The organism is Bacteroides sp. 2_2_4, assembly GCF_000157055.1.
Classification (GTDB): domain Bacteria; phylum Bacteroidota; class Bacteroidia; order Bacteroidales; family Bacteroidaceae; genus Bacteroides; species Bacteroides ovatus.
Genome location: NZ_EQ973360.1, coordinates 83,631 through 105,912, shown reverse-complemented (window position 1 = coordinate 105,912; position 22,282 = coordinate 83,631). Strand labels below are relative to the sequence as shown.

The following is a 22,282-nucleotide window of genomic DNA, read 5'->3' as shown; positions in this document are numbered from 1 at the left end:
TATCTAAATAATGAAGTGATTATATAATAAGTAATAAACATGAAATATCAATACTTGTTATTAGGCGTTCTATATGGGTTGTTATTGTCTTCCTGTTCATTGTCGGCTGAAGAAGGAGATAAAGAGATGGATCGATATATTGCCAATCTGATGGGAAAGATGACACTGCACGAGAAGTTGGGCCAATTGAATCTTCCTTCCGGGGGTGATTTGGTTACTGGTAATGTAAATAGTGCCGAACTTACGAAAATGGTTCGTAACCAGGAGATTGGAGGTTTTTTTAATGTGAAAGGAATAAGAAAGATTGTTGATTTGCAGCGTATAGCCATTGATTCTACCCGTTTGGGAATTCCTTTGCTGGTAGGAGCTGATGTTATTCACGGTTATGAAACCATTTTCCCGATTCCTTTAGCGCTTTCTTGTAGCTGGGACACACTAGCTGTTGAACGTATGGCACGCATTTCTGCTGTAGAAGCCAGTGCGGATGGTATTTGCTGGACATTCAGCCCGATGGTTGACATTTGTCGCGACAGTCGTTGGGGGCGTATTGCAGAAGGTAGTGGTGAAGACCCTTATTTGGGTTCTCTGTTAGCAAAAGCCTATGTACGCGGTTATCAGGGAAATAATATGCAGGGAAAAACGAAATTCTTTCCTGTGTAAAACACTTTGCATTATATGGCGCATCCGAATCAGGGAAGGACTATAATGTGGTTGATATGAGTCGCCAACGTATGTATAATGAATATCTTGCCCCATACAAGGCAGCTGTTGAGGCAGGTGTGGGTAGTGTGATGAGTTCTTTCAATTTGGTGGACGGCATTCCGGCTACGGCTAATAAATGGTTACTGACCGATTTGCTCCGGAATGAATGGGGCTTTTGTGGGTTGTTAGTGACGGATTATAATTCTATCGCTGAAATGTCCTCACATGGGGTTGCTCCTTTGAAAGAGGCTTCTGTACGTGCTTTACAGGCGGGTACGGATATGGATATGGTTTCTTGCGGTTTTCTGAATACATTGGAAGAATCTCTGAAAGAAGGGAAAGTTACGGAAGAACAGATTAATGCCGCTTGTCGCCGTGTATTGGAAGCAAAATATAAATTGGGCTTGTTCTCTGCCCCGTATAAATACTGTGATACCCTGCGTGTGGAAAAAGAACTTTATACGACTGCTCATCGCGCGGTGGCGCGTGAAATCGCAGCTGAAACATTTGTTCTGTTGAAGAATGAGGATCATCTGCTTCCGCTCGAACGGAAAGGTAAGATTGCTTTAATTGGTCCTATGGCTGATGCCCGTAATAATATGTGTGGGATGTGGAGTATGACGTGTACTCCTTCCCGTCACGGGACATTATTGGAGGGAATTCGTTCGGCAGCAGGTGATAAGGCTGAAATACTGTATGCGAGAGGTAGCAATATATATCATGATGCGGAACTTGAAAAAGGAGGAGCTGGTATCCGTCCGTTAGAACGCGGCAATGAACTGCAATTGTTGGATGAAGCTTTGCATACGGCTGCCCGTGCAGATGTGATTGTTGCGGCTTTGGGAGAATGTGCTGAAATGAGTGGTGAATCGGCTTCACGTACGGAACTAGGGATTCCTGATGCTCAACAGGATTTGTTGAAGGCGCTGGTGAAGACGGGTAAGCCCGTAGTGTTGCTTCTTTTTACAGGGCGTCCGTTAGTTCTGAACTGGGAGGATGCCAATGTTCATTCTATCTTGAATGTCTGGTTCGGTGGAAGTGAAACAGGCGATGCTATTGCTGATGTATTGTTCGGTAAAGTGACTCCGGGCGGCAAGCTGACTACGACTTTTCCCCGTTCAGTGGGACAGCTTCCTCTGTACTATAATCATTTGAATACAGGTCGTCCCGATCCTGACAGTCATTCTTTTAACCGTTACTCCAGTAACTATCTGGATATGAGTAACGAACCTCTTTATCCTTTTGGGTACGGTTTGAGTTATACAAATTTCTCTTATGGGAATTTGCAACTTAGTTCGGATGTACTGTCCAGAAATGGGGAGTTGACAGTGTCTGTGACTGTAACCAATGACGGAGATTTTGACGGATATGAGATCGTACAAATGTATCTGCATGATATTTACGCTGAAATATCTCGTCCAGTGAAAGAGCTGAAAGGCTTTGAGCGTATCTTCTTGAAAAAAGGAGAGAGTCGTGAAGTTAAGTTTGTTATCACGGAAGACGATTTGAGATTTTATAATTCAGGATTACAATACGTTTATGAACCGGGAGAATTTGATGTCATGGTAGGAGCAAACTCTCGTGATGTGCAGACTGAACGTTTTAGGGCAGATTGATCGTATATAAACTTTCTTTTTCTAAGATGTAAATATTCTTTTGATTATAACTAAATTATGGTTGCCGCTTTGGACTACAAAACAGAAACTTTCGGTTGTAGCTAAAGGCGGCAACGTTGTGATTGGAAGTTCCGTTTATCATTTGAACTTAAAGATGCTTGACTTATCTTTTTATTTAGGATTTAGTTGTTTACCATTCGCAATTTGGTTGCAGGTACATTATTTAACTGCAAACTTAACTATTTTTCAGTTCAAAATGTGTATTTTCGCCCGTTAAATAGTAAACATGCATTTATGAATATTCAAGTTATCAATAAATCGAAGCATCCGCTTCCGGCTTATGCCACCGAATTGTCCGCAGGAATGGATATCCGTGCTAATCTTTCTGAACCTATCACATTGGAACCGTTGCAACGTTGTCTGGTGCCGACAGGATTGTATATCGCTCTGCCGAAGGGATTTGAGGCGCAAGTTCGTCCGCGTAGCGGGCTGGCGATAAAGAAAGGTATCACAGTACTTAATTCTCCGGGTACGATTGATGCGGATTATCGTGGAGAAGTTTGTGTCATTTTAGTCAATCTCTCGTCCCAGGCTTTTGTTATTGAAGATGGCGAACGTATCGCGCAGATGGTGATAGCAAAGCACGAACAGCCTGTATGGCAGGAAGTGGAGGTGCTGGATGAAACGGAACGCGGAGCCGGTGGCTTCGGACATACCGGAGTATGATGAATGCTTAATCGAAAAAATAGAATGAAGATAAAAATAGGATGGCTGTTCGTGACGGTGTTAGTACTCACTTCGTGTGGGGGAACTCGTTCTATGCGTACAGCAAAAACAGCAGTGAAGGCAGATGCATCCTTTTCGGTAAAAGAATCATTGCTTCCTGCTGAACAACAGCGTAAATATGACTACTTCTTTTTGGAAGCCATGCGGATGAAAGAAAAGAATGAGTATGATGCGGCATTTGGTTTGTTACAGCATTGTCTGGATATCAATCCGAACGCTTCTTCGGCGCTTTATGAAATATCGCAGTATTATATGTTCCTCCGCCAGGTGCCGCAAGGTCAGGCGGCTTTGGAGCAGGCGGTGGCTTTTGCTCCTGATAATTTCTGGTATAGCCAGGGGCTGGTTAGCCTGTATCAGCAACAGAACGAGTTGGATAAGGCTGTAACGTTGCTTGAGAAAATGGTAACCCGTTTCCCGTCAAAGCAGGAGCCTTTGTTCAGTCTTCTTGATATTTACAGTCGTCAGGAGAAATATAATGATGTCATTTCTACATTGAACCGCTTAGAGAAACGCTTGGGTAAGAATGAGCAGCTTTCTATGGAGAAATTCCGTATTTATCTTCAGATGAAAGATGATAAGAAGGCATTTCAGGAAATAGAAAGTCTGGTACAGGAATATCCGATGGATATGCGTTATCAGGTGATATTGGGAGATGTGTATCTTCAGAATGGAAAAAAGCAGGAAGCATACGATGCATATCAGAAGGTCCTGGCGGTAGAGCCTGACAATCCGATGGCTCTTTTTTCAATGGCTTCTTATTATGAACAGACCGGACAGAAAGAGTTGTATCAACAGCAGTTGGATACTTTATTGCTGAATAAGAAGGTGACTTCGGATACCAAAATCAGTGTTATGAGACAGGTGATTGTGGAAAACGAACAGTCGTCTGCCAAAGATAGTACTCAAGTGATTGCCTTGTTCGACCGGATGATGAAGCAGGATATAGATGATCCGCAGATTCCGATGCTTTATTCTCAATACTTGTTGTCGAAGAATATGGAACAAGAGGCTGTGCCGGTATTGGAGCAGGTGGTTGATCTGGACCCTACCAATAAGGCTGCCCGATTGATGCTGGTTAGTGCGGCGGTGAAGAAGGAAGACTACAAGCAAATTATCAAAGTCTGTGAACCGGGTATTGAAGCCACTCCCGATGCGTTGGAACTTTATTATTATCTGGCTATTGCTTATCATCAGGCAGAACAGACGGATAGTGTATTGAGTGTTTGCAGCAGGGCATTGGAACATGTAACTGCCGATACCAGAAAAGAAGTCATTTCGGATTTCTATTCAATTATGGGAGACATTTATCATACCAAGAAACAGATGGCGGAGGCATACGCTGCTTACGATTCGTCTTTGGTGTACAATCCTTCCAATATTGGTGCATTGAACAATTATGCTTATTATCTGTCTGTGGAACGTCGTGATTTGGACAAGGCGGAGGAGATGAGTTATAAAACGGTGAAAGCCGAACCTAATAATTCTACCTATCTCGATACTTATGCATGGATTCTTTTTGAAAAGGGAAACTATGCCGAAGCCCGTATCTATATTGATAATGCAATGAAGAACGACGGCGAGAAGAGCGATGTGATTGTGGAGCATTGCGGAGATATTTATTTTATGACCGGCGATGTGGAAAGTGCGTTGAAATATTGGAAGAAGGCACTGGAAATGGGTAGCGAGTCGAAAACGTTGAAACAGAAAATAGAGAAGAAGAAATATATTGCGGAATGAAAAGAATCGTTTATCTACTGTTGTTGGTGGTAGTGGTATTGGCCGGTTGTAAGAGTTCGAAACACTTGGCAACTTCGGAAACTAAGACTTCAACAAAGGCTCCGACATCCAGTTACCTGGCTTCCAAGCTTCAGTTGACTATTCCCGGCAAGAAGGGAAGCATGTCTGTAGGGGGAACCATGAAGATGAAAACTCATGAGCGGGTACAAATCTCCTTATTGATGCCTATTCTGCGTACGGAAGTGGCGCGTATAGAAGTTACTCCCGATGAAGTTTTGTTGGTAGACAGGATGAATAAACGCTTTGTTCGTGCCACTAAAGCTGAATTGAAAAATGTATTGTCGAAGAATGTGGAGTTTTCCCGTTTGGAAAAGATATTGATGGATGCCTCTCTTCCTGGTGGAAAGACAGAACTGACAGGAAAAGATATAGGAATTCCTTCATTAGAAAAGGCTAAAGTCCAACTTTATGAGTTTTCCACACAAGAGTTTTCAATGACTCCGACGGAACTGACGTCCAAATACAACCAGATTCCCTTGGAAGAATTAGTAAAAATGCTGGTAGCTTTATTATGATGAAACGTTTCTTTGTTATTCTAATCAGTTGCCTTTGGTTGGCAGTTCCTCTTTTCGCTCAATCGAACAAGTTGATTCGTGAGCTGGAAAGTAAACGCGGTGCGCTCCAAAAGCAGATTGCCGAATCGGAATCTATATTGAAGGATACAAAGAAAGATGTGGGAAGCCAGTTGAATAGTCTGGCTGTGTTAACCGGACAGATTGAAGAGCGGAAACGCTATATCATGGCTATCAACAATGATGTGGAGGCTATCCAGCGTGAGTTGGCTTCATTGGAGCGCCAGTTGCACGGGTTGGAGAAGGATTTGAAAGATAAAAAGAAGAAATATGAAGCTTCTGTCCAGTACTTGTATAAGAATAAGTCGATAGAGGAGAAGCTCATGTTTATTTTTTCGGCAAAGAATCTGGGGCAGACTTATCGGCGTATGCGATACGTTCGTGAATATGCCACTTATCAACGTCTGCAAGGGGAAGAAATCCTAAAGAAACAGGATCAGATACGCAAGAAGAAAGCGGAACTTCAACAGGTGAAAATTGCCAAAGAGAACCTGCTACAAGAACGTGAGAGCGAAAAGGTGAAGTTGGAAGAGCAGGAAAAAGAGAAACGCACGTTGGTGGCTAATTTGCAAAAGAAGCAGAAAGGATTGCAGAATGAGATAAATAAAAAACGCAGGGAAGCCAATCAGCTGAATGCCCGCATCGATAAATTAATTGCGGAAGAAATAGAGCGTGCCCGTAAGCGTGCGCAGGAAGAAGCTCGTCGTGAAGCGGCTGCCCGTAAGAAAGAGGAAAACAAGGAGGGAAAATCTACTGCAACGGAAACGGCCGCCAAATCGAAACCTCTTGAAGCTTATACCATGAGTAAGGCGGATCGGGAATTATCGGGTAACTTTGCCGCGAATCGCGGGAAATTGCCAATGCCTATATCCGGCGCTTATATTATCACCAGCCGTTACGGACAATATGCCGTAGAGGGGTTGCGCAACGTGAAACTGGATAACAAGGGTATTGATATTCAGGGAAAACCGGGTGCACAGGCGCGTGCCATTTTTGATGGGAAGGTGGCGGCTGTGTTCCAATTGAACGGATTATTTAATGTCCTCATTCGTCATGGCAATTATATTTCTGTTTATTGCAATCTTTCTTCTGCCTCTGTCAAAGCCGGTGATACGGTGAAGACGAAGCAATCTATCGGTCAGGTCTTTTCTGACGGCACGGATAATGGACGGACGGTATTGCACTTCCAGTTGCGTAGGGAGAAAGAAAAGTTGAATCCTGAACCTTGGCTGAACCGATAATTGAATAAAAAACACGTAGAATGAAGTTAACTAAAATACTAATATGCTTGCTGATCTTCTGGATCGGAACACTATCCGCGTCTCCTTATTTTTCGTTCAAGAAATATCAGGTAGAAGATGGATTGTCTCATAATACCGTGTGGTGCGCCCTTCAAGATAGTTATGGTTTTATCTGGTTGGGCACCAGTGACGGATTGAACCGTTATGACAGGCGGGGCAATAAAGTGTACCGAAATGTTCTCAACGATAAACTGTCATTCCGTTTAAAATGGAATTAATAGAAAATTAAATGAATAATGGGGATGAAGGATTCCGGATCAGGAATAACTTCATCCCCATTAATAATATTTGAATATTGGGTTATTTATCCTACAACAAGAACTATTGCTCCGCTTGCCCGATTGTAGAATACTTCATACTTCCTATTTGCCCATCCTTACTCATCGTTTCCGCCTGAATAATCACCGGAGTGGAATATTGGTTATTGTAACATTCAATCACAACTTTTCCATTTTCATCTGTCCGTACAGACGGATTCCAGTAGAGCGTCCGTCTTTTATCCACTTTGTCCATATACAATTCTTTGGTCGGGTAGGCAGGTGAATAATATTCCAGTGCATGAGTATATCCCTGAATGACCGTTTGCCGGGTACCAAGTACGGCAGTCTGACTTTTGTTCAATACATCACGTCTGGGTAGGGGAATCAGATAGAAAACACTGTATTTATCCAGTTTGCTGATATCCACTCCTGTACTATCCGTAACTTCGGACATTTTGGTGTTTTGGATAATCTCGTCATCAATGCCTCCTGTTCCTTTGCTGATGATGATAGAAGCCAATCCATCCACTTCGGTCAACATCATTTGAGTCTCTGTCTCGGATAAAATGTGGTTATCCATGATATAGCAGATCGGTTTCTGCCGATAAGTAAGCTTGTCATTGCTACGATCCCAATCGAATTGCGGACTCAACTTTTCCATTAATTCCGGAATAGTTGTGACAATCTTCCCATTGTCACGTAATAAATCTACCGAGCGGCGTACATCGTAATAAGCGTCGATGCTTTTCTCATTGATTTTAGTAGCCATATTACTTTCTTGCCGGCGTTTGCTTTTGATTTCCACTTCATCTAATACATAAAGTCCTTCTACTTTCCGGATAGAATCCATGTATAGAGAATCAAAATTCTCGGCTTTTTGTTGCCAGTGGGTCAAGTCCTTCCATTCAGGATGAAGCTCCTTGTAACCATAGGCCCGGGGAGCAGGTGAGAAATTACGGTCGATCAGGATGGATGCATCCTTGTTGCGTTCTTTACCGACTTTCCGGGTTTGGATCACCGCTTCTGTCGTTCCTTCAAAATCTTCCACCGGAATGGTGAAACGACCGTTTTCATCGGTCACGGTTCCTCCAGTGATAAATTGGTCATCTTTCTTCACTATCACACTAAGCGCTATATCTTTCAGTTTATTTTTGAGGATCGTTGATTTAACCTGTCCGTTCAACACTAATTGAGCTTCCGGTAACTGCAACGGAGTGAAAGGAGCAGTAGAAATGGCTTGGCTCATGTCATATTTACGCCATCCATGCACCATTAATAATATATCCAGTTCCGTTTGCTTCCGGGGAGACGGCGATGCAAAATAATAACCGGGCTGATGGATATATCCTTTTAAATCAGATGTTAACAGCAAATCAGTGAAGATGTTATTGTCATACTCCAGATAATCTGACCGGACGGCATCCCGGATGCTGACTGATACATCTCCCGATATCGGTTCTCCTTTGGCATTCTTTACCTGTAACTCACAACGAATAGGAGCGTAGGGAGTATACACCTCTTTCAGGCCCTCTGCAGATAGTTGTAGAGGAGCACGTGGATTGGAAAAGACAAAACGCTCGCATAACGTATTACCAGCCCGGTTAATGAGGCTGACTTGCAGTACGCCTGCCGGTAGTTTGCGGGTAGGCAGAATGAACTCCTGTGGTGCGTCCGCCCGGCAACTAATCAATTGATGAACATACGGCCGCCCCTGATGACTGATAAATACAGCCAATGTATCTTGAGGAGTAGCGGCATTGCAGGATACTTTCACCAAAAGGGCACCGGCATTGTTGACAGTACTCAACACATACCCGTTAGGCAACGCCTGTGGAAGGGTAAATTCATATTTCTTTCCTTGAAAATCGACTTTGGCAACAGCCGGTTGTGCAGAAGGCGTATATTCAAAATGCCCCATTCCATCGTGTAAAGTCTCGAAAGAAGTGATTTCTGCTCCTTCTTTGGTATAAATCGTTCCCGACAATTTTATATTCCCTTCATCTTTACTCTCCGCCTTGAAAGCCACTTGCGAAGTCACTCCTTCCACTAATTGCCCTCCTTCAGGAAAAAAGCGCACACTCAACTTCTCCTTTGTTTTTGACGGACGGTTTTCCATCGACGGACTAAGTTCGTAAGTTGTGATACTACGTTCCAGCTTATCACTATTCGCAAGTTGATAAATAGGGAAAGTACGTGAGAAATACTGCGGTTCGTTGAAAGCTAGCATCCAGCGGGTATAGGCACGTACCTCATAATAGCCGGATAACATGGAACGGGGAAGAACGAATTGTCCGTTTCCTTCTCCCTGCGTCAGTTTGATGATTTGTTTATCTGCTATATGTCCTGTCTGATCCACCAGTTCTACATACAGAGGACGGCTGATCTGACTGAAAATCTGTTGTTCGGCAAGAGTGACATAAGCCTTAAACCAGATCGTATCTCCGACATAATAACTCGTGTTGTCAAAATGTAAATACGCTTTTTCCCGTGGAAAGTTGTTGGCAAATGTCTGGGCTTGGTTCATGTATTGCGCAAATACAGTTTTAGCAGGAGGTGTTTCTCCCCATGCTATTGCTAATGATAAGCAAAAAGAAAGAAGAAAAGTAATTCGTTGGTTTTTCATCTCAGTAGTTTTTTTAACTAAAATACAAAGTTAGAATATATTGGCCTAAAAATAGAAAACGAATTGTTCAATAAACGAAAAAAACTATTCACAGTAAAACAAAAGTTCACAAAAACGTTATATGTCTGTTTAGTATCATATATACCTTATTTTGTTCTTTATTGGTTATCATTTTCCTTCTTTTTCCACAAACTTCTCAATTTTGTTTTTCCAGATAATTGATAATACTATGGAAAAGAAGAATTACTTAATAACTGTCCCTTTGGTTAGAAAAAGAAAACATTATTGGTGATAAGCGTTACGAAAATGAGGTGAAAGAGATGAAGCGGACTATGAAGCAATATGTGGAACAAGGACGTTCTACTTCCAGTGAAAAAGTATCGAATGATACGAAGAATAACTGGAATTAAGTAGAGATCTTTATGCAAGAAAAATAAACCTGTCAGAAGAGGAAATAAGATATAAGAAAACAGCACCCTGAATAGACTTTCAGAGGTGCTGTTTTTAGTTCAACAAGGAAAAGAGTATTATTCTATTTATTATTTATTCAGAGAGTTACAGATCTGTTGGTTGATTTCTCTGACTTTAGCTTCATTCATCTTGATAACTTTACGGTCATAAGTCATCAGACCGTTGATCTCACCTTCTACGTCTGTTGTCTGGGTATATACGGCAGCAGAGAATCCTTTCCGGATCAATTCCAACAGATGTTTGCCATATTTAATGTATTCGTTCGTTACTTCATCCGATGTATTGAACTTCACATAACCCCAGTTTTTCTTGTCATTCACCCAAGTGTTTCCTTCTACTACCAAGCCGATACCTCCATATTCACCCAATACGGTAGCGCGTCTCGGATCGTAAAGGAACATGTTCGGGTCCGGATAGTGGTGAAGGTCGAGAATATCGCCACAAGTATAGTGATTACCACCGCTGGCAGGATTCACCAGGCGGCTAGGATCGTATTCTTTAGTCCATGCTACGATTTCCGGAGTCTTGAATTGTCCCCATGCTTCATTGAAAGGAACCCATACGGCGATACTCGGATAAGAATACAGACAGTCGATGATTTCTTTCCACTCTTTGCGGTAGTTAGCTTCGGAAGCAGCAGAACGAATCACTTCCGTACCGTTGAAATAATTGCGTGCTTGCCACTGTGGGCTAGGACCACCGTTCGGCATATCTTGCCATACGATCAATCCTAATTGGTCGCAATGAGTGTACCAGCGTGCAGGTTCTACTTTGACGTGCTTACGTACCATGTTGTAGCCGAAGTCTTTCGTCTTCTTCAAGTCATAAACCAATGCTTCATCTGTCGGTGCAGTATACAAACCGTCAGGCCACCATCCCTGGTCGAGCGGACCGAACTGGAAATAGTCTTTGTTGTTCAATTGCAGGCGAGTGATGCCATTCTGACCTTTGCGGATAGAATATTTACGCATAGCCGTATAACTCTTTACCTGGTCTATTGCTTTCCCGTCTTTATACAGAGTCACTTCCATATTGTAGAGGAAAGGAGAGTCCGGAGACCACAGTTTGGCATTGGCAGGCATTGCCAGTTCAACGGGTACTCCGTTCAACGCTGCACCTTTGGCTACAAGGTTCTTGCCATCGAATACTTTTACTTCCACTTTATCTGCGGAAGTCGTATTGGCAGCAACTTCTACCTTAACAGAATTATTGTCAATATCAGGAGTAGTTTTCAGATTGGTGATGTATTGTGTTGCAACCGGTTCCAACCACACTGTTTGCCAGATACCTGTAACCGGAGTGTACCAAATGCCATGAGGATTTGCTATTTGTTTTCCTCTGGGTTGTTCGCCACGATCTGAAGGGTCCCATACTTTTACCACCAGGTCATTATTTCCTTTATTAAGTACAGAAGTAATATCGAAATAGAAAGGAGTAAATCCGCCTGTGTGTTCGCCTACTTTTACATCATTCACCCAAACTTCTGCTTTCCAGTCTACTGCTCCGAAATGCAACAGGATTTGTTTACCACGCCAGGCAGAAGGAACGTCGAAAGTACGTTGGTACCACAGTTCTTCTTTCTCGTTTATCATTTTGCCTACGCCTGATAAAGACGATTCTACGGCAAAAGGAACAAGAATATCACCCTGGTAAGTGGCAGGTGCAGGAGTACCTTTGGGAGTGATTGCATATTTCCAAAGCCCGTTCAGGTTTTTCCAGTCACTGCGTTCCATGATAGGACGCGGATATTCCGGTAATACGTTTTTAGGATCAAGCTGTTCTCCCCACGATGTCTTGATTTTGTCACCGGCAGGTTTCCATTGAGCAAAAGTCGAACTGCATAGAGCCAATACAAACAGTATTGTTAGAAAATTCTTTTTCATGATAAATGTTTCTTGTGTTAGATTAATGATTTTATTCCTTTGTGAGGAATGTTACAAAGAACGGAAAAAATAGAAAAAAAGAAGAATATTTTCTGCTCAATAAATAGCAAATTCTCTTCATTATATACACGGATAGAAGAAATAGCTAAAGGAATAGTCACCATTGTCCCTTTGTTAGGTAAAATATCATTGGAATTATATGATATATAAATTAGTAGAATGGTTGATGATAAAAGAGATTTTCTTTTTATGAAAAGTTTCTGCCAATAAGACGTTTTAAAGGAAATGTGAAATTTTGATAAACCATCTTTTTTGCAGATTGGTTAGTATTTATCCTTAATTGGTTTGTATGTATTGAATTTCTAGTTGTTTTTTCTCATCTTTGCAGCACGAACTTTAAAATTGATATTGTATGAAACTGAAGCACCTTATCCTTCTTAGTATTATTTGCTGTTCCCAGTCTGTATTTGGACAAAAAGCCAATCAACAACCGAAGACGAGTGGCAATCCTGTATTCCCGGGATGGTATGCTGATCCGGAAGGAGTTGTATTTGGAGATGAATACTGGATTTATCCTACGTATTCGGCGCCTTATGACGAACAGACTTTCATGGATGCCTTCTCGTCTAAAGACCTGGTGAACTGGACAAAGCACCCGAAAGTGTTATCAAAAGAGAATATTAGTTGGTTTAAACGTGCTTTGTGGGCACCTGCCGTGATTCATGCGAATGATAAATATTATATATTCTTCGGTGCGAATGATATCCAAAGCAATAATGAACTGGGCGGTATTGGTGTAGCTGTAGCCGACAATCCTGCCGGACCATTTAAAGATGCATTAGGCAAACCTCTAATTGATAAATTTGTAAATGGTGCGCAACCGATCGATCAGTTTGTTTACAAAGATGATGACGGACAGTATTATATGTATTATGGTGGCTGGGGACATTGTAATATGGTGAAACTGGCCCCGGACTTGTTGAGTATCGTACCGTTTGAAGATGGTACCCTTTATAAGGAAGTAACCCCCGAAAAATATGTAGAGGGACCTTTTATGTTGAAACGTAACGGAAAATACTATTTTATGTGGTCGGAAGGCGGTTGGACCGGACCGGATTATTGTGTTGCTTATGCCATTGCCGACTCACCGTTCGGACCCTTCAAAAGAGAAGCAAAAATATTACAGAGAGATCCCAATATTGGAACAGGGGCCGGCCATCATTCAGTTGTAAAAGGGCCGGGAGAGGATGAATGGTACATCATTTATCATCGCCATCCATTGGGTGAAACGGATGGAAACGCTCGTGTGACCTGCGTTGACCGTATGTACTTTGATAAAGATGGAAAAATAAAACCCATAAAGATGACTTTCGAGGGAGTAAAGGCAAGCCCATTGAAGTAAAATCTGAAAAGTTCAGCCCATCCGTAATTAATATTTTAATAAAGATGGGCTTTTTTTGATTTATTGTTTTATTTTTGTCCTTGTAAATCAAACATACTTATTATAATGGAACCAGATATACACACTCTTTCTGACTCCCTTTTGTGGAAAAGGTTTCTCGAGGGAGATTCGAGTGCGTATACCCAAATCTATAATCGAACGGTGCAAGATCTGTTTCGATTCGGACTATTATATACTTCAGACAAAGAATTAATTAAAGATTGCATACATGATGTGTTTGTGAAAATCCACATGAATCGTGCAAAGTTAGCCCCAACAGATAATATTGCAGCTTATTTGACGGTAGCGTTGAAAAACACTCTTTTTAATGCGCTAAAAAAAACAACAGATTCTCTTTCGTTTGATGAAATAGGTGAGAGAGAAGAGACGGTTGACGAATTCCCCTCCACTCCGGAAACTATATATATTAATAATGAACAGGAAAAACAAGTTCAGGCAACCGTGCATACTATGATGTCTGTATTGACGGACAGACAGCGTGAAATTATTTATTATCGATATATCAAAGAGATGAGTATCGATGAAATAAGTAAGGTGACAGACATGAATAATCAATCTGTTTCTAATTCTATTCAACGGGCTTTGGGACGTATCCGGGACTTATTTAAGAGAAAATAAGAGAGAATAATCAACCTATTTTTTCTGCCTATCAAAAAAAAGTGGAAAAAACTTCGGAAAAGGTGAGTATAAAATGAAAGTACAACTGTTATTCATACGTAAAGACAATGAAAATGATGAACTCTGAACAAAAACATACAGATTTTTCCCTATATACTTTTGAAGAATTCCTTCAGAATGATTTCTTTATTTCTTCCATGAATCATCCTACGGAAGAAACACAGAAGTTCTGGGATGAATTTGAACAGATGAATCCTTCTAATATAGATGAATATATAGCAGCAAAAAGATATTTGGAGGTTTTTTCAGAAGAGAAAGAAGAAGTACTTTCAAATGAGGAAACGGATGATTTATGGACTCGTATACAGGCAACCAATATAAATAAGGAGAAGGCGAAACGTAAGAACTATTTCTTAATAGGATTGAGCTCAGCGGCCAGTGTTGCTATTCTTGTGGGATGTTTCTTCTTATTAAAGAGTTATTCTTCGGTGCTGGATCCGGATATTGCCACTTTTGCAGTGAATACCAAAGCTGATTTGCCTCTGACGGAAGAAACACTGTTGATTTTGGCGGAAGATAACGTAGTGAGCCTGAAAGAAAAAGAAACGGAGATTACGTATGATTCCGTAGAAATCAAAACAAATCAGGAAAGTATACAAAAGGAAAAATCGGCAGCTTACAATCAATTGGTCATTCCGCGTGGAAAGCGATCGGTATTGACGTTTGCCGATGGATCTAAAGTCTGGGTGAATGCCGGCACGAGAGTGATTTATCCGGTAGAGTTTGAAAAAGATAAACGTGAAATCTATGTGGACGGAGAAATCTACATAGAAGTAGCCAGAGATGAAAACCGCCCTTTCTATGTGCGGACCAAAGATATGAATGTCAGGGTGCTTGGTACTAAATTTAATGTAACGGCGTATGAGTCGGAAGCAATTAGAAGTGTAGTGCTGGCGCAAGGATGTGTTCAGGTAGAGACAGCCCGGACTCCGAAAGCGATTTTGGCTCCTAATCAGATGTTCAGTTCTGCCGATGGAAAGGAAAATATATCACAAGTAGATGTAGAACAGGCAATATCGTGGATAAATGGACTATATTGTTTCCAAAGTGCCGATTTGGGAATAGTCTTGCAACGCCTGTCTACCTATTATGGTGTGAATGTTGAATTTGACCCAGCGCTAAGTAAAATAAAATGTTCCGGAAAAATCGATTTGAAAGACAACTTTGAAACAGTTATTAATGGATTAACCTTTGTTGCACCAATTTCTTATGCCTATGATGAACAATATAAAACGTATCGAGTAGTAAAGAAATAGATATAAAAAAATAAGATAATAAACTAATCTAACTCCCGTATTTTATGGTAATTATTGAAGAGAGTGGATGATACGAACTATCATCCAGATGGGACTTGTGTGCCTATGAATGTTTATATACAGAAAATAATATTATGAGAAATTTTTAACATGTTTAATATGAAAAATGCAATTAGAGAACGAAAGAGTAAGGTTCTCGGGCTATTCCTGTGCTTTTTACTTCTCGGAATAGACTACTCTTTCGCAAGTTACAACAATTATTCTCAATTTAAGACTCTTTCGGTCAGCATGAGTAACTCGACGTTGAGAGAAGTGCTTAAAACAATAGAGAAAAGTAGTCAATTTGTTTTCTTCTATTTAGATGACGCTGTCAACTTAGAACGTAAGGTATCTATCGACAGTAAGAATAAAAATATAGAAGAAATCCTTTCTGAACTTTTCGAAGGTACTTCGTGTACTTATCGGATCTCTGACAGGCAAATATTTATTTCCGGAAAAGCCCCTGCTTCAACCGAACAGCAACAGAATAAGCGGAAAATATCCGGACGTGTCACTGATATAAAAGGAGAGCCGCTTATTGGGGTGAACGTCACTGTGGATGGAGATGCAAACGGTTCGATTACAAATATGGATGGTTTGTATGAGATATTCGTAACCAAGAAGAGCGTAGTGCTTAAGTTTACCTATATCGGGTTTAAAACTTCTGAAATACGAACCAATGCCTCGACCAACATTTATGATGTCACCTTGGAAGAACAGGTGAACGAATTGGAAGAGACTGTTATTGTGGGGTATGGTACCCAGCGTAAAATAAGTAATATCGGTGCACAGTCTTCCATGAAGATGGAAGATATTAAGACGCCTTCTGCCAGTTTGACAACTACATTGGCAGGTCGTTTGGCGGGTGTTGTGGCTGTACAACGTACAGGAGAACCGGGAAAAGATGCTGCTGATATCTGGATTCGTGGTATTTCCACTCCCAACACTTCTTCTCCGCTGGTATTGGTGGATGGAGTGGAACGTTCGTTCAATGACATTGATCCGGAAGATATTGAATCGTTGACAACGTTGAAAGATGCATCAGCAACAGCTGTGTATGGTGTACGTGGTGCCAATGGCGTAATTTTGATTAAAACCAAACCGGGAAAGGTAGGAAAACCGACAGTGAGCGCGGATTATTATGAATCGTTTACTCGTTTCACGAAAATGGTCGATTTGGCAGATGGTATCACTTATATGAATGCAGCCAACGAGGCAATGCGTAATGACGGTATTGCTACGAAATATACAGAAGATCAGATACGTAACACGATTGCCGGTAAGGATCCTTATCTATATCCGAATGTGGATTGGTTGAAAGAAATCTTTAATGATTGGGGACATAATCGCCGTGTGAATGTAAATGTACGCGGTGGTAGCGAGAAAGTCGCTTATTATGCATCAGTCAGCTACTTTAATGAGACAGGTATGACGGTGACTGATAAGAATATCGACACCTATGATTCTAAAATGAAATATAGTCGTTATAACTTTACTACCAATTTGAATATCGACGTAACTCCTACTACTAAGGTCGAGATCGGTGCGCAAGGTTATCTGGGAGAAGGAAACTATCCGGCCATCTCTTCTGCCGATTTGTATAATGCGGCAATGTCTATCTCACCGGTTGAATATCCGAAGATGTTCTTTGTTAACGGAGAAGCCTTTGTGCCGGGAACTTCAACCAATAACAACTTTAATAACCCTTATTCACAGGCTACACGTCGTGGCTATGACAACCTGACGAAAAATCAGATTTACTCTAATTTGCGCGTCACACAGGATTTGGATATGCTCACGAAAGGACTGAAACTGACTGCGATGTATGCATTCGACGTATACAATGAGATACATGTACATCAGGACCGTGCAGAGTCTACCTACAACTTCCTGGACACTAGTGTTCCTTACGATATGAATGGACAACCTATTCTGCAACGTATTTATGAAGGAAGTAACGTGTTAAGCTATAAACAGGAAACGAGTGGTAACAAAAAGACCTATTTGGAGGCTTCCTTGAACTATGACCGGACATTCAACGACGATCATCGTGTTAGTGCTTTATTCCTGTTCAATCAGCAATCCAAACTATTATATCCGAAAGGAACACTGGAAGATGCGATTCCGTATCGTATGATGGGTATTGCCGGTCGTGCCACTTATTCATGGAAAGACCGTTACTTCGCAGAGTTCAACATCGGTTATAACGGTGCCGAGAACTTTTCGCCTAAACATCGTTTCGGAACTTTCCCTGCATTTGGTGTAGGATGGGTTGTTTCAAATGAGAAATTCTGGCAACCTCTGTCAAAGGCAGTTTCTTTCTTGAAGATACGTTATACGGATGGTAAAGTGGGTAATAGCGAAGTTTCCGACCGTCGTTTCATGTATCTGGATCAGATGAAAGAAAATGGAGACTATGGTTATAAATTCGGACCGAATGGAACTAAGTGGTCCGGTTATGAAACAGTGAATATGGCTGTTGACTTGATTTGGGAAGAATCTCGCAAACAAGACCTGGGTATTGACCTTAAGCTATTTAATGACGATCTGTCTATTGTATTCGACTTGTTTAAAGAACGTCGTGAAAACATCTTGTTGAAGCGTGAACATTCTATACCTTCATTCTTGGGATACAACACATCTGCTCCTTACGGAAACATCGGTATCATAGAAAATAAGGGGTTTGACGGAACGATCGAGTATAACAAGCGTATCAATAAAGACTGGGTAATTGCGCTTCGTGGTAATGTCACCTTTAATAAGGATAAATGGATTCAGGGAGAATTGCCGGAACAGAAATACGAATGGATGAACCAATATGGGCACAACATCAATGGAGTGAAAGGATATGTTGCCGAGGGGTTGTTCACTCAAACTGAAATAGATGATATGGCACGCTGGGAATCTTTGTCGGATGCCAATAAAGCCATTACCCCCAAACCGTTTGCATCACAGTTTGGAACAGTGAAAGCCGGAGATATCAAATACAAGGATTTAAACAATGACGGTCAGATAGACGCATACGACCAGACTTACATTTCTCGTGGGGATGTGCCGACAACTGTCTATGGTTTCGGATTTACAGTAGGTTGGAAAGACTTGTCTGTGGGTATGATGTTCCAGGGCGTAGCAGGAGCCGAACGTGTTTTGAACGGTAGCAGTGTTAATCCGTTTAATGGCGGTGGTGGTAGTGGTAACCTCTACTCTAACATTGGCGACCGTTGGACAGAGGAAAATCCGGATCAGAATGCCTTTTATCCGCGTTTGTCTTATGGAAGTGAAACAACCAGTAATATTAATAACTTCCAGAAAAGTACCTGGTGGGTACGTAACATGAACTTCCTGCGTTTGAAGACATTGCAGATCTCTTATAATCTGCCTAAACCCTGGGTGAATAAAGTTCATCTGAAGAATGCGGCTGTATATGTAATGGGAACTAACCTGTTCACTTTGAGTCGTTTCAAATTGTGGGATCCGGAGTTGAATACCGATAATGGTGCTTCTTATCCGAATACGACTTCTTATTCAGTTGGTATTAATTTCACATTCTAAACAAAAAGATAATGAAAAAATATAATTATATAATCGTTAGTTTGCTGGCGTGTCTCTTGACGACATCTTGTAATGACTATTTTGACCAGGTGCCTGATGACCGTTTATCACTCAAGGAGATTTTCACAACCAGAGATGGAGCCTTGCGGTATCTTTCGAACGTATACACATTCTTACCGGATGAATTTAACCAACGTCAGGTGCATGAAACAAGTCTGTACCGTACTCCCGGTCCCTGGACAGGCTCCAGCGACGAAGCAGAGTGGACAAATGACAATAAAGGGAAATTGATAAATAACAACTCAATCGATGCTACCGAAGGAACGATGGTATTGTATCGCTGGAAGAGCTGGTTTTCAGGTATTCATGAAGCGGCAGTATTTACAGAAAATGTAGATCAGGCACCGCTGACTGTTACAGAAAGAAATCAATGGAAAGCGGAAGCAAGAGCTTTGCGGGCGATCTACTATTTTTATCTAGTACGTACTTATGGCCCGGTTCCTTTGCTTGAAAAGGACTTCCCGATGGATACTCCGAGTGATGAGTTGCAACTCCCGCGTAATACGGTAGACGAGTGTTTCGATTTTATCGTATCAGAGTTGAAAGGTGCGCAAAACGATGGTTTACTGGATGATGCTTCTACCGACAAAGTGTCCGGATATGGCCGTATTGATAAGGCGATTGCACAGGCGTTTATCATTGAGGCATTGACTTATCGTGCCAGCTGGTTGTTTAATGGAGAGTGCAATTACTATTCTGACCTGGCTAATACGGACGGAACAAAACTGTTCCCTAACAAACCGGACGAAGCTACCAAACGTGCTAATTGGCAGAAAGTGATTAATGAATGTAACACTTTCTTCTCTAATTACGGAAGTCGTTATCATTTGATGTATACCAATAAGGACGGTGTTTCTGTTTCCGGTCCGGACTCGGAAGGCTTCAGCCCGACAGAATCTTATCGCCGTGCAGTAAGAACCCTGTTTTCTGAAATGGGTAACAATAAAGAAATGATTTTCTATCGTTTGGATAATGCTGCCGGAACCATGCAGTACGACCGTATGCCGAATAGATCCGGTAATACGACTAATTATAGAGGTGGTAGCTTGTTGGGAGCAACCCAAGAAATGGTAGATGCCTATTTCATGTCAAACGGAGAATCTCCTATTTCCGGTTATAGTGCTGACGGAGTCACTCCGATTATCAACGAAAAATCCGATTATGTAGAAGAGGGAGTCTCTACAACAGAATACAAAGGAACAGACGGTACCTTATATGCACCGACAGGAACCAGAATGATGTATGTTAATCGTGAACCTCGTTTTTATGTAGACATTACCTTTAGTAATTCAAAATGGTTTGATGGAACAGAAGGCGATTATATAGTAGATTTCACTTATAGCGGAAGTTGTGGTAAAGAACAAGGTAGCAATGACTATACAAGTATAGGTTATTTGGTGCGCAAAGGAATGGATTCCGGCGACCGTAACCAGAACCTGGTTTGTGTGCTCTTGCGTCTGACTAATATTTATTTTGACTATATCGAAGCGCTTGCGCATGTCAGCCCGACTCATGAAGACATCTGGACGTATATGAACATGATCCGTAAGCGTGCGGGTATTCCGGGATACGGTGAAACAGTCAATCTGCCTAAACCGACTACAACGGAAGAAGTCATGGAGCTGATTCGTAAAGAGAAACGCATTGAGTTGAGTTTCGAAAACTGCCGTTATTTTGATGTACGTCGCTGGGGATTGGTAAATGAGTATTTCAACAAAGCAATTCACGGTATGAATGTCAATTATGACGGAAATGAATTCTTCAAACGTACGGAGATTGTGAAGCGTATTTTTGACCGTCAGTACTTCTTCCCCATACCACAGGGCGAAATTGATATTGATAAAAACTTGGTTCAGAATACAGGATTCTAAATACTGATTATAAAATAGAAATTATGATGAAACAATATATTTTCTCTGCAGTTTGTCTCATGTCCGGTGTCCTTTGTATGTCCTCTTGCAATGAGGATAAACAGGCAAAGCCATATACCCCGGATTACGAGATTGTTCCGGAGTATACCAATGCGGATACCTGGACTGCCTATGAAGCATTTAATGATAACTTGCTGGATCCCGATAAGAACATTTATAAAACAAGTACCGCTTATACTGCTGCTACCGACCGTAATAACGGAGCTGCCGCTATCTGGTGCCAGCCGATCTATTGGGATATGGCCATGAACGCATATAAACGTGCAAAAGCGGAAGGGGATACGGAAAGAGAAAACAAATACAAGCAGTTGTGTGATGATTTGTTTGCCGGAAATAAAGCACATTATGTAAACTTTGATTTCGACAATAATAATGAGAATACCGGCTGGTTTATCTATGATGATATACAGTGGTGGACCATTACTTTGGCACGTGCTTACGAATTATTTAAAGTGGAAGAGTATCGCAGTCTGGCAGAAGCAAGTTTTGCACGTGTATGGTACGGTTCTCCCCGCGTAGGTGATACGGGTTCTTATGCAGATCCTGAAAAGAATTTGGGTGGAGGTATGTTCTGGCAATGGCAGCCTATCGGCAATCCGAATGAAAATGCCGCCGGTGATGGTAAGATGGCTTGTATCAATTTTCCGACAGTGGTAGCTGCATTGACCCTTTACAACAATGTTCCTGCCGATCGTGTGGCTGATCCGAATCCGGAAAATTGGAGTAATAAGTACGGTGATTTTACCCGTCCGCATTATGAAACGAAGGAAGCTTATCTGGCAAAAGGAAAAGAAATCTATGAATGGGCTGTGAAGAATCTGGTAGACAGCAATACCGGAGAGGTTGCCGACAGCAAGCATGGCGAAGGCAATCCGGCATGGTCGGACCATGTATACAATCAGGCCACTTTTATCGGAGCTTCGTTATTGCTTTATAAAGCTACCGGTGAGAAAACATATTTGGACAATGCAATTTTGGGAGCTGACTATACAATGAATACCATGTCTGGAACGTACGATTTACTGCCGTTCGAGAGTGGCGTGGAACAGGGTATTTATACCGCTATCTTTGCGGAATACATGGCCATGCTGGTGAATGATTGTGGCCAGACCCAGTACGTACCGTTCTTGAAACGTAACATTAATTACGGCTGGGCTAATCGCGACCGGACACGTAATTTGTGTGGTGGTGAATATCATAAGGTACAGATAGAAGGCGCTACTATTGACAGCTATAGTGCATCCGGAATACCGGCATTGATGTTGTTGTTTCCGGCAGATAAATAATTGTAAC

The 22,282-nt window shown here is 41.6% G+C and carries 12 protein-coding genes and 2 pseudogenes; 12 read left to right on the top strand and 2 right to left on the bottom strand.

What is annotated here, in order from left to right; all coding sequences use genetic code 11:
* Window positions 1–39: 39 nt before the first annotated feature.
* From bglX to BSCG_RS14230, 6 genes and pseudogenes are all read left to right on the top strand, one after another.
* Window positions 40–2,318: pseudogene (gene bglX, locus BSCG_RS14205) on the top strand (beta-glucosidase BglX).
* A gap of 294 nt (window positions 2,319–2,612) precedes the next feature.
* The gene (gene dut, locus BSCG_RS14210) at window positions 2,613–3,044 is read left to right on the top strand and encodes a dUTP diphosphatase (protein WP_032849526.1); all 432 of its coding nucleotides are present in this window, start codon (window positions 2,613–2,615) and stop codon (window positions 3,042–3,044) included.
* A 24-nt stretch (window positions 3,045–3,068) separates the two neighbouring features.
* Window positions 3,069–4,841, top strand: a complete 1,773-nt coding sequence (locus tag BSCG_RS14215; protein ID WP_008776034.1) for a tetratricopeptide repeat protein — start codon at window positions 3,069–3,071, stop codon at window positions 4,839–4,841.
* Entirely contained in the window at window positions 4,838–5,416 is a 579-nt protein-coding gene (locus BSCG_RS14220) for a DUF4292 domain-containing protein (protein WP_008776033.1), read from the top strand. Before BSCG_RS14215 ends, BSCG_RS14220 begins: the two co-directional genes overlap by 4 nt.
* Complete coding sequence (locus BSCG_RS14225; protein WP_008776032.1) at window positions 5,413–6,714, top strand: murein hydrolase activator EnvC family protein; 1,302 nt, start codon at window positions 5,413–5,415, stop codon at window positions 6,712–6,714. The genes BSCG_RS14220 and BSCG_RS14225 overlap by 4 nt, the downstream gene beginning before the upstream one ends.
* Before the next feature lie 20 nt (window positions 6,715–6,734).
* Window positions 6,735–6,971 (top strand): annotated as a pseudogene (locus tag BSCG_RS14230) (two-component regulator propeller domain-containing protein); the annotation flags it as partial.
* Between the two features lie 124 nt (window positions 6,972–7,095).
* Here BSCG_RS14230 and BSCG_RS14235 read toward each other — a convergent pair.
* Both BSCG_RS14235 and BSCG_RS14240 read right to left on the bottom strand, forming a co-directional pair.
* The gene (locus BSCG_RS14235) at window positions 7,096–9,657 is read right to left on the bottom strand and encodes a hypothetical protein (RefSeq protein WP_008776030.1); all 2,562 of its coding nucleotides are present in this window, start codon (window positions 9,655–9,657) and stop codon (window positions 7,096–7,098) included.
* 539 nt (window positions 9,658–10,196) lie between these two features.
* Entirely contained in the window at window positions 10,197–12,011 is a 1,815-nt protein-coding gene (locus tag BSCG_RS14240) for a glycoside hydrolase family 2 protein (RefSeq protein ID WP_008776027.1), read from the bottom strand.
* 412 nt (window positions 12,012–12,423) lie between these two features.
* On the opposite strand from BSCG_RS14240, the gene BSCG_RS14245 reads away from it, so the two are divergent.
* The 6 genes from BSCG_RS14245 to BSCG_RS14270 all read left to right on the top strand — a co-directional run bounded on the left by BSCG_RS14245 (window position 12,424) and on the right by BSCG_RS14270 (window position 22,275).
* Window positions 12,424–13,413: a glycoside hydrolase family 43 protein gene (locus tag BSCG_RS14245; protein WP_008024227.1), complete on the top strand. Its 990-nt coding sequence runs from the start codon at window positions 12,424–12,426 to the stop codon at window positions 13,411–13,413.
* Window positions 13,414–13,518: 105 nt separating this feature from the next.
* Window positions 13,519–14,091, top strand: a complete 573-nt coding sequence (locus tag BSCG_RS14250; protein WP_008776026.1) for an RNA polymerase sigma factor — start codon at window positions 13,519–13,521, stop codon at window positions 14,089–14,091.
* Between the two features lie 113 nt (window positions 14,092–14,204).
* A complete protein-coding gene (locus tag BSCG_RS14255) occupies window positions 14,205–15,407 on the top strand; it encodes a FecR family protein (RefSeq protein ID WP_032849546.1) in 1,203 nt (400 codons plus the stop codon).
* Between the two features lie 159 nt (window positions 15,408–15,566).
* On the top strand, window positions 15,567–18,998 hold the full coding sequence (locus BSCG_RS14260) for a TonB-dependent receptor (RefSeq protein ID WP_032849544.1): 3,432 nt from the start codon (window positions 15,567–15,569) through the stop codon (window positions 18,996–18,998).
* A gap of 11 nt (window positions 18,999–19,009) precedes the next feature.
* Window positions 19,010–20,929, top strand: coding sequence for a RagB/SusD family nutrient uptake outer membrane protein (locus BSCG_RS14265; protein ID WP_032849525.1), 1,920 nt, complete (start codon window positions 19,010–19,012; stop codon window positions 20,927–20,929).
* A gap of 23 nt (window positions 20,930–20,952) precedes the next feature.
* On the top strand, window positions 20,953–22,275 hold the full coding sequence (locus tag BSCG_RS14270) for a glycoside hydrolase family 76 protein (protein WP_032849524.1): 1,323 nt from the start codon (window positions 20,953–20,955) through the stop codon (window positions 22,273–22,275).
* The last annotated feature ends 7 nt before the right edge of the window (window positions 22,276–22,282 follow it).

Coding starts and splice junctions, on each gene's coding strand:
- BSCG_RS14220 (WP_008776033.1), top strand. CDS start 4,838: ATGAAAAGAATCGTTTATCTACTGTTGTTGGTGGTAGTGGTATTGGCC.
- BSCG_RS14260 (WP_032849544.1), top strand. CDS start 15,567: ATGAAAAATGCAATTAGAGAACGAAAGAGTAAGGTTCTCGGGCTATTC.
- BSCG_RS14265 (WP_032849525.1), top strand. CDS start 19,010: ATGAAAAAATATAATTATATAATCGTTAGTTTGCTGGCGTGTCTCTTG.
- BSCG_RS14270 (WP_032849524.1), top strand. CDS start 20,953: ATGATGAAACAATATATTTTCTCTGCAGTTTGTCTCATGTCCGGTGTC.
- BSCG_RS14245 (WP_008024227.1), top strand. CDS start 12,424: ATGAAACTGAAGCACCTTATCCTTCTTAGTATTATTTGCTGTTCCCAG.
- BSCG_RS14215 (WP_008776034.1), top strand. CDS start 3,069: ATGAAGATAAAAATAGGATGGCTGTTCGTGACGGTGTTAGTACTCACT.
- BSCG_RS14240 (WP_008776027.1), bottom strand. CDS start 12,011: ATGAAAAAGAATTTTCTAACAATACTGTTTGTATTGGCTCTATGCAGT.
- BSCG_RS14250 (WP_008776026.1), top strand. CDS start 13,519: ATGGAACCAGATATACACACTCTTTCTGACTCCCTTTTGTGGAAAAGG.
- dut (WP_032849526.1), top strand. CDS start 2,613: ATGAATATTCAAGTTATCAATAAATCGAAGCATCCGCTTCCGGCTTAT.
- BSCG_RS14235 (WP_008776030.1), bottom strand. CDS start 9,657: ATGAAAAACCAACGAATTACTTTTCTTCTTTCTTTTTGCTTATCATTA.
- BSCG_RS14225 (WP_008776032.1), top strand. CDS start 5,413: ATGATGAAACGTTTCTTTGTTATTCTAATCAGTTGCCTTTGGTTGGCA.
- BSCG_RS14255 (WP_032849546.1), top strand. CDS start 14,205: ATGATGAACTCTGAACAAAAACATACAGATTTTTCCCTATATACTTTT.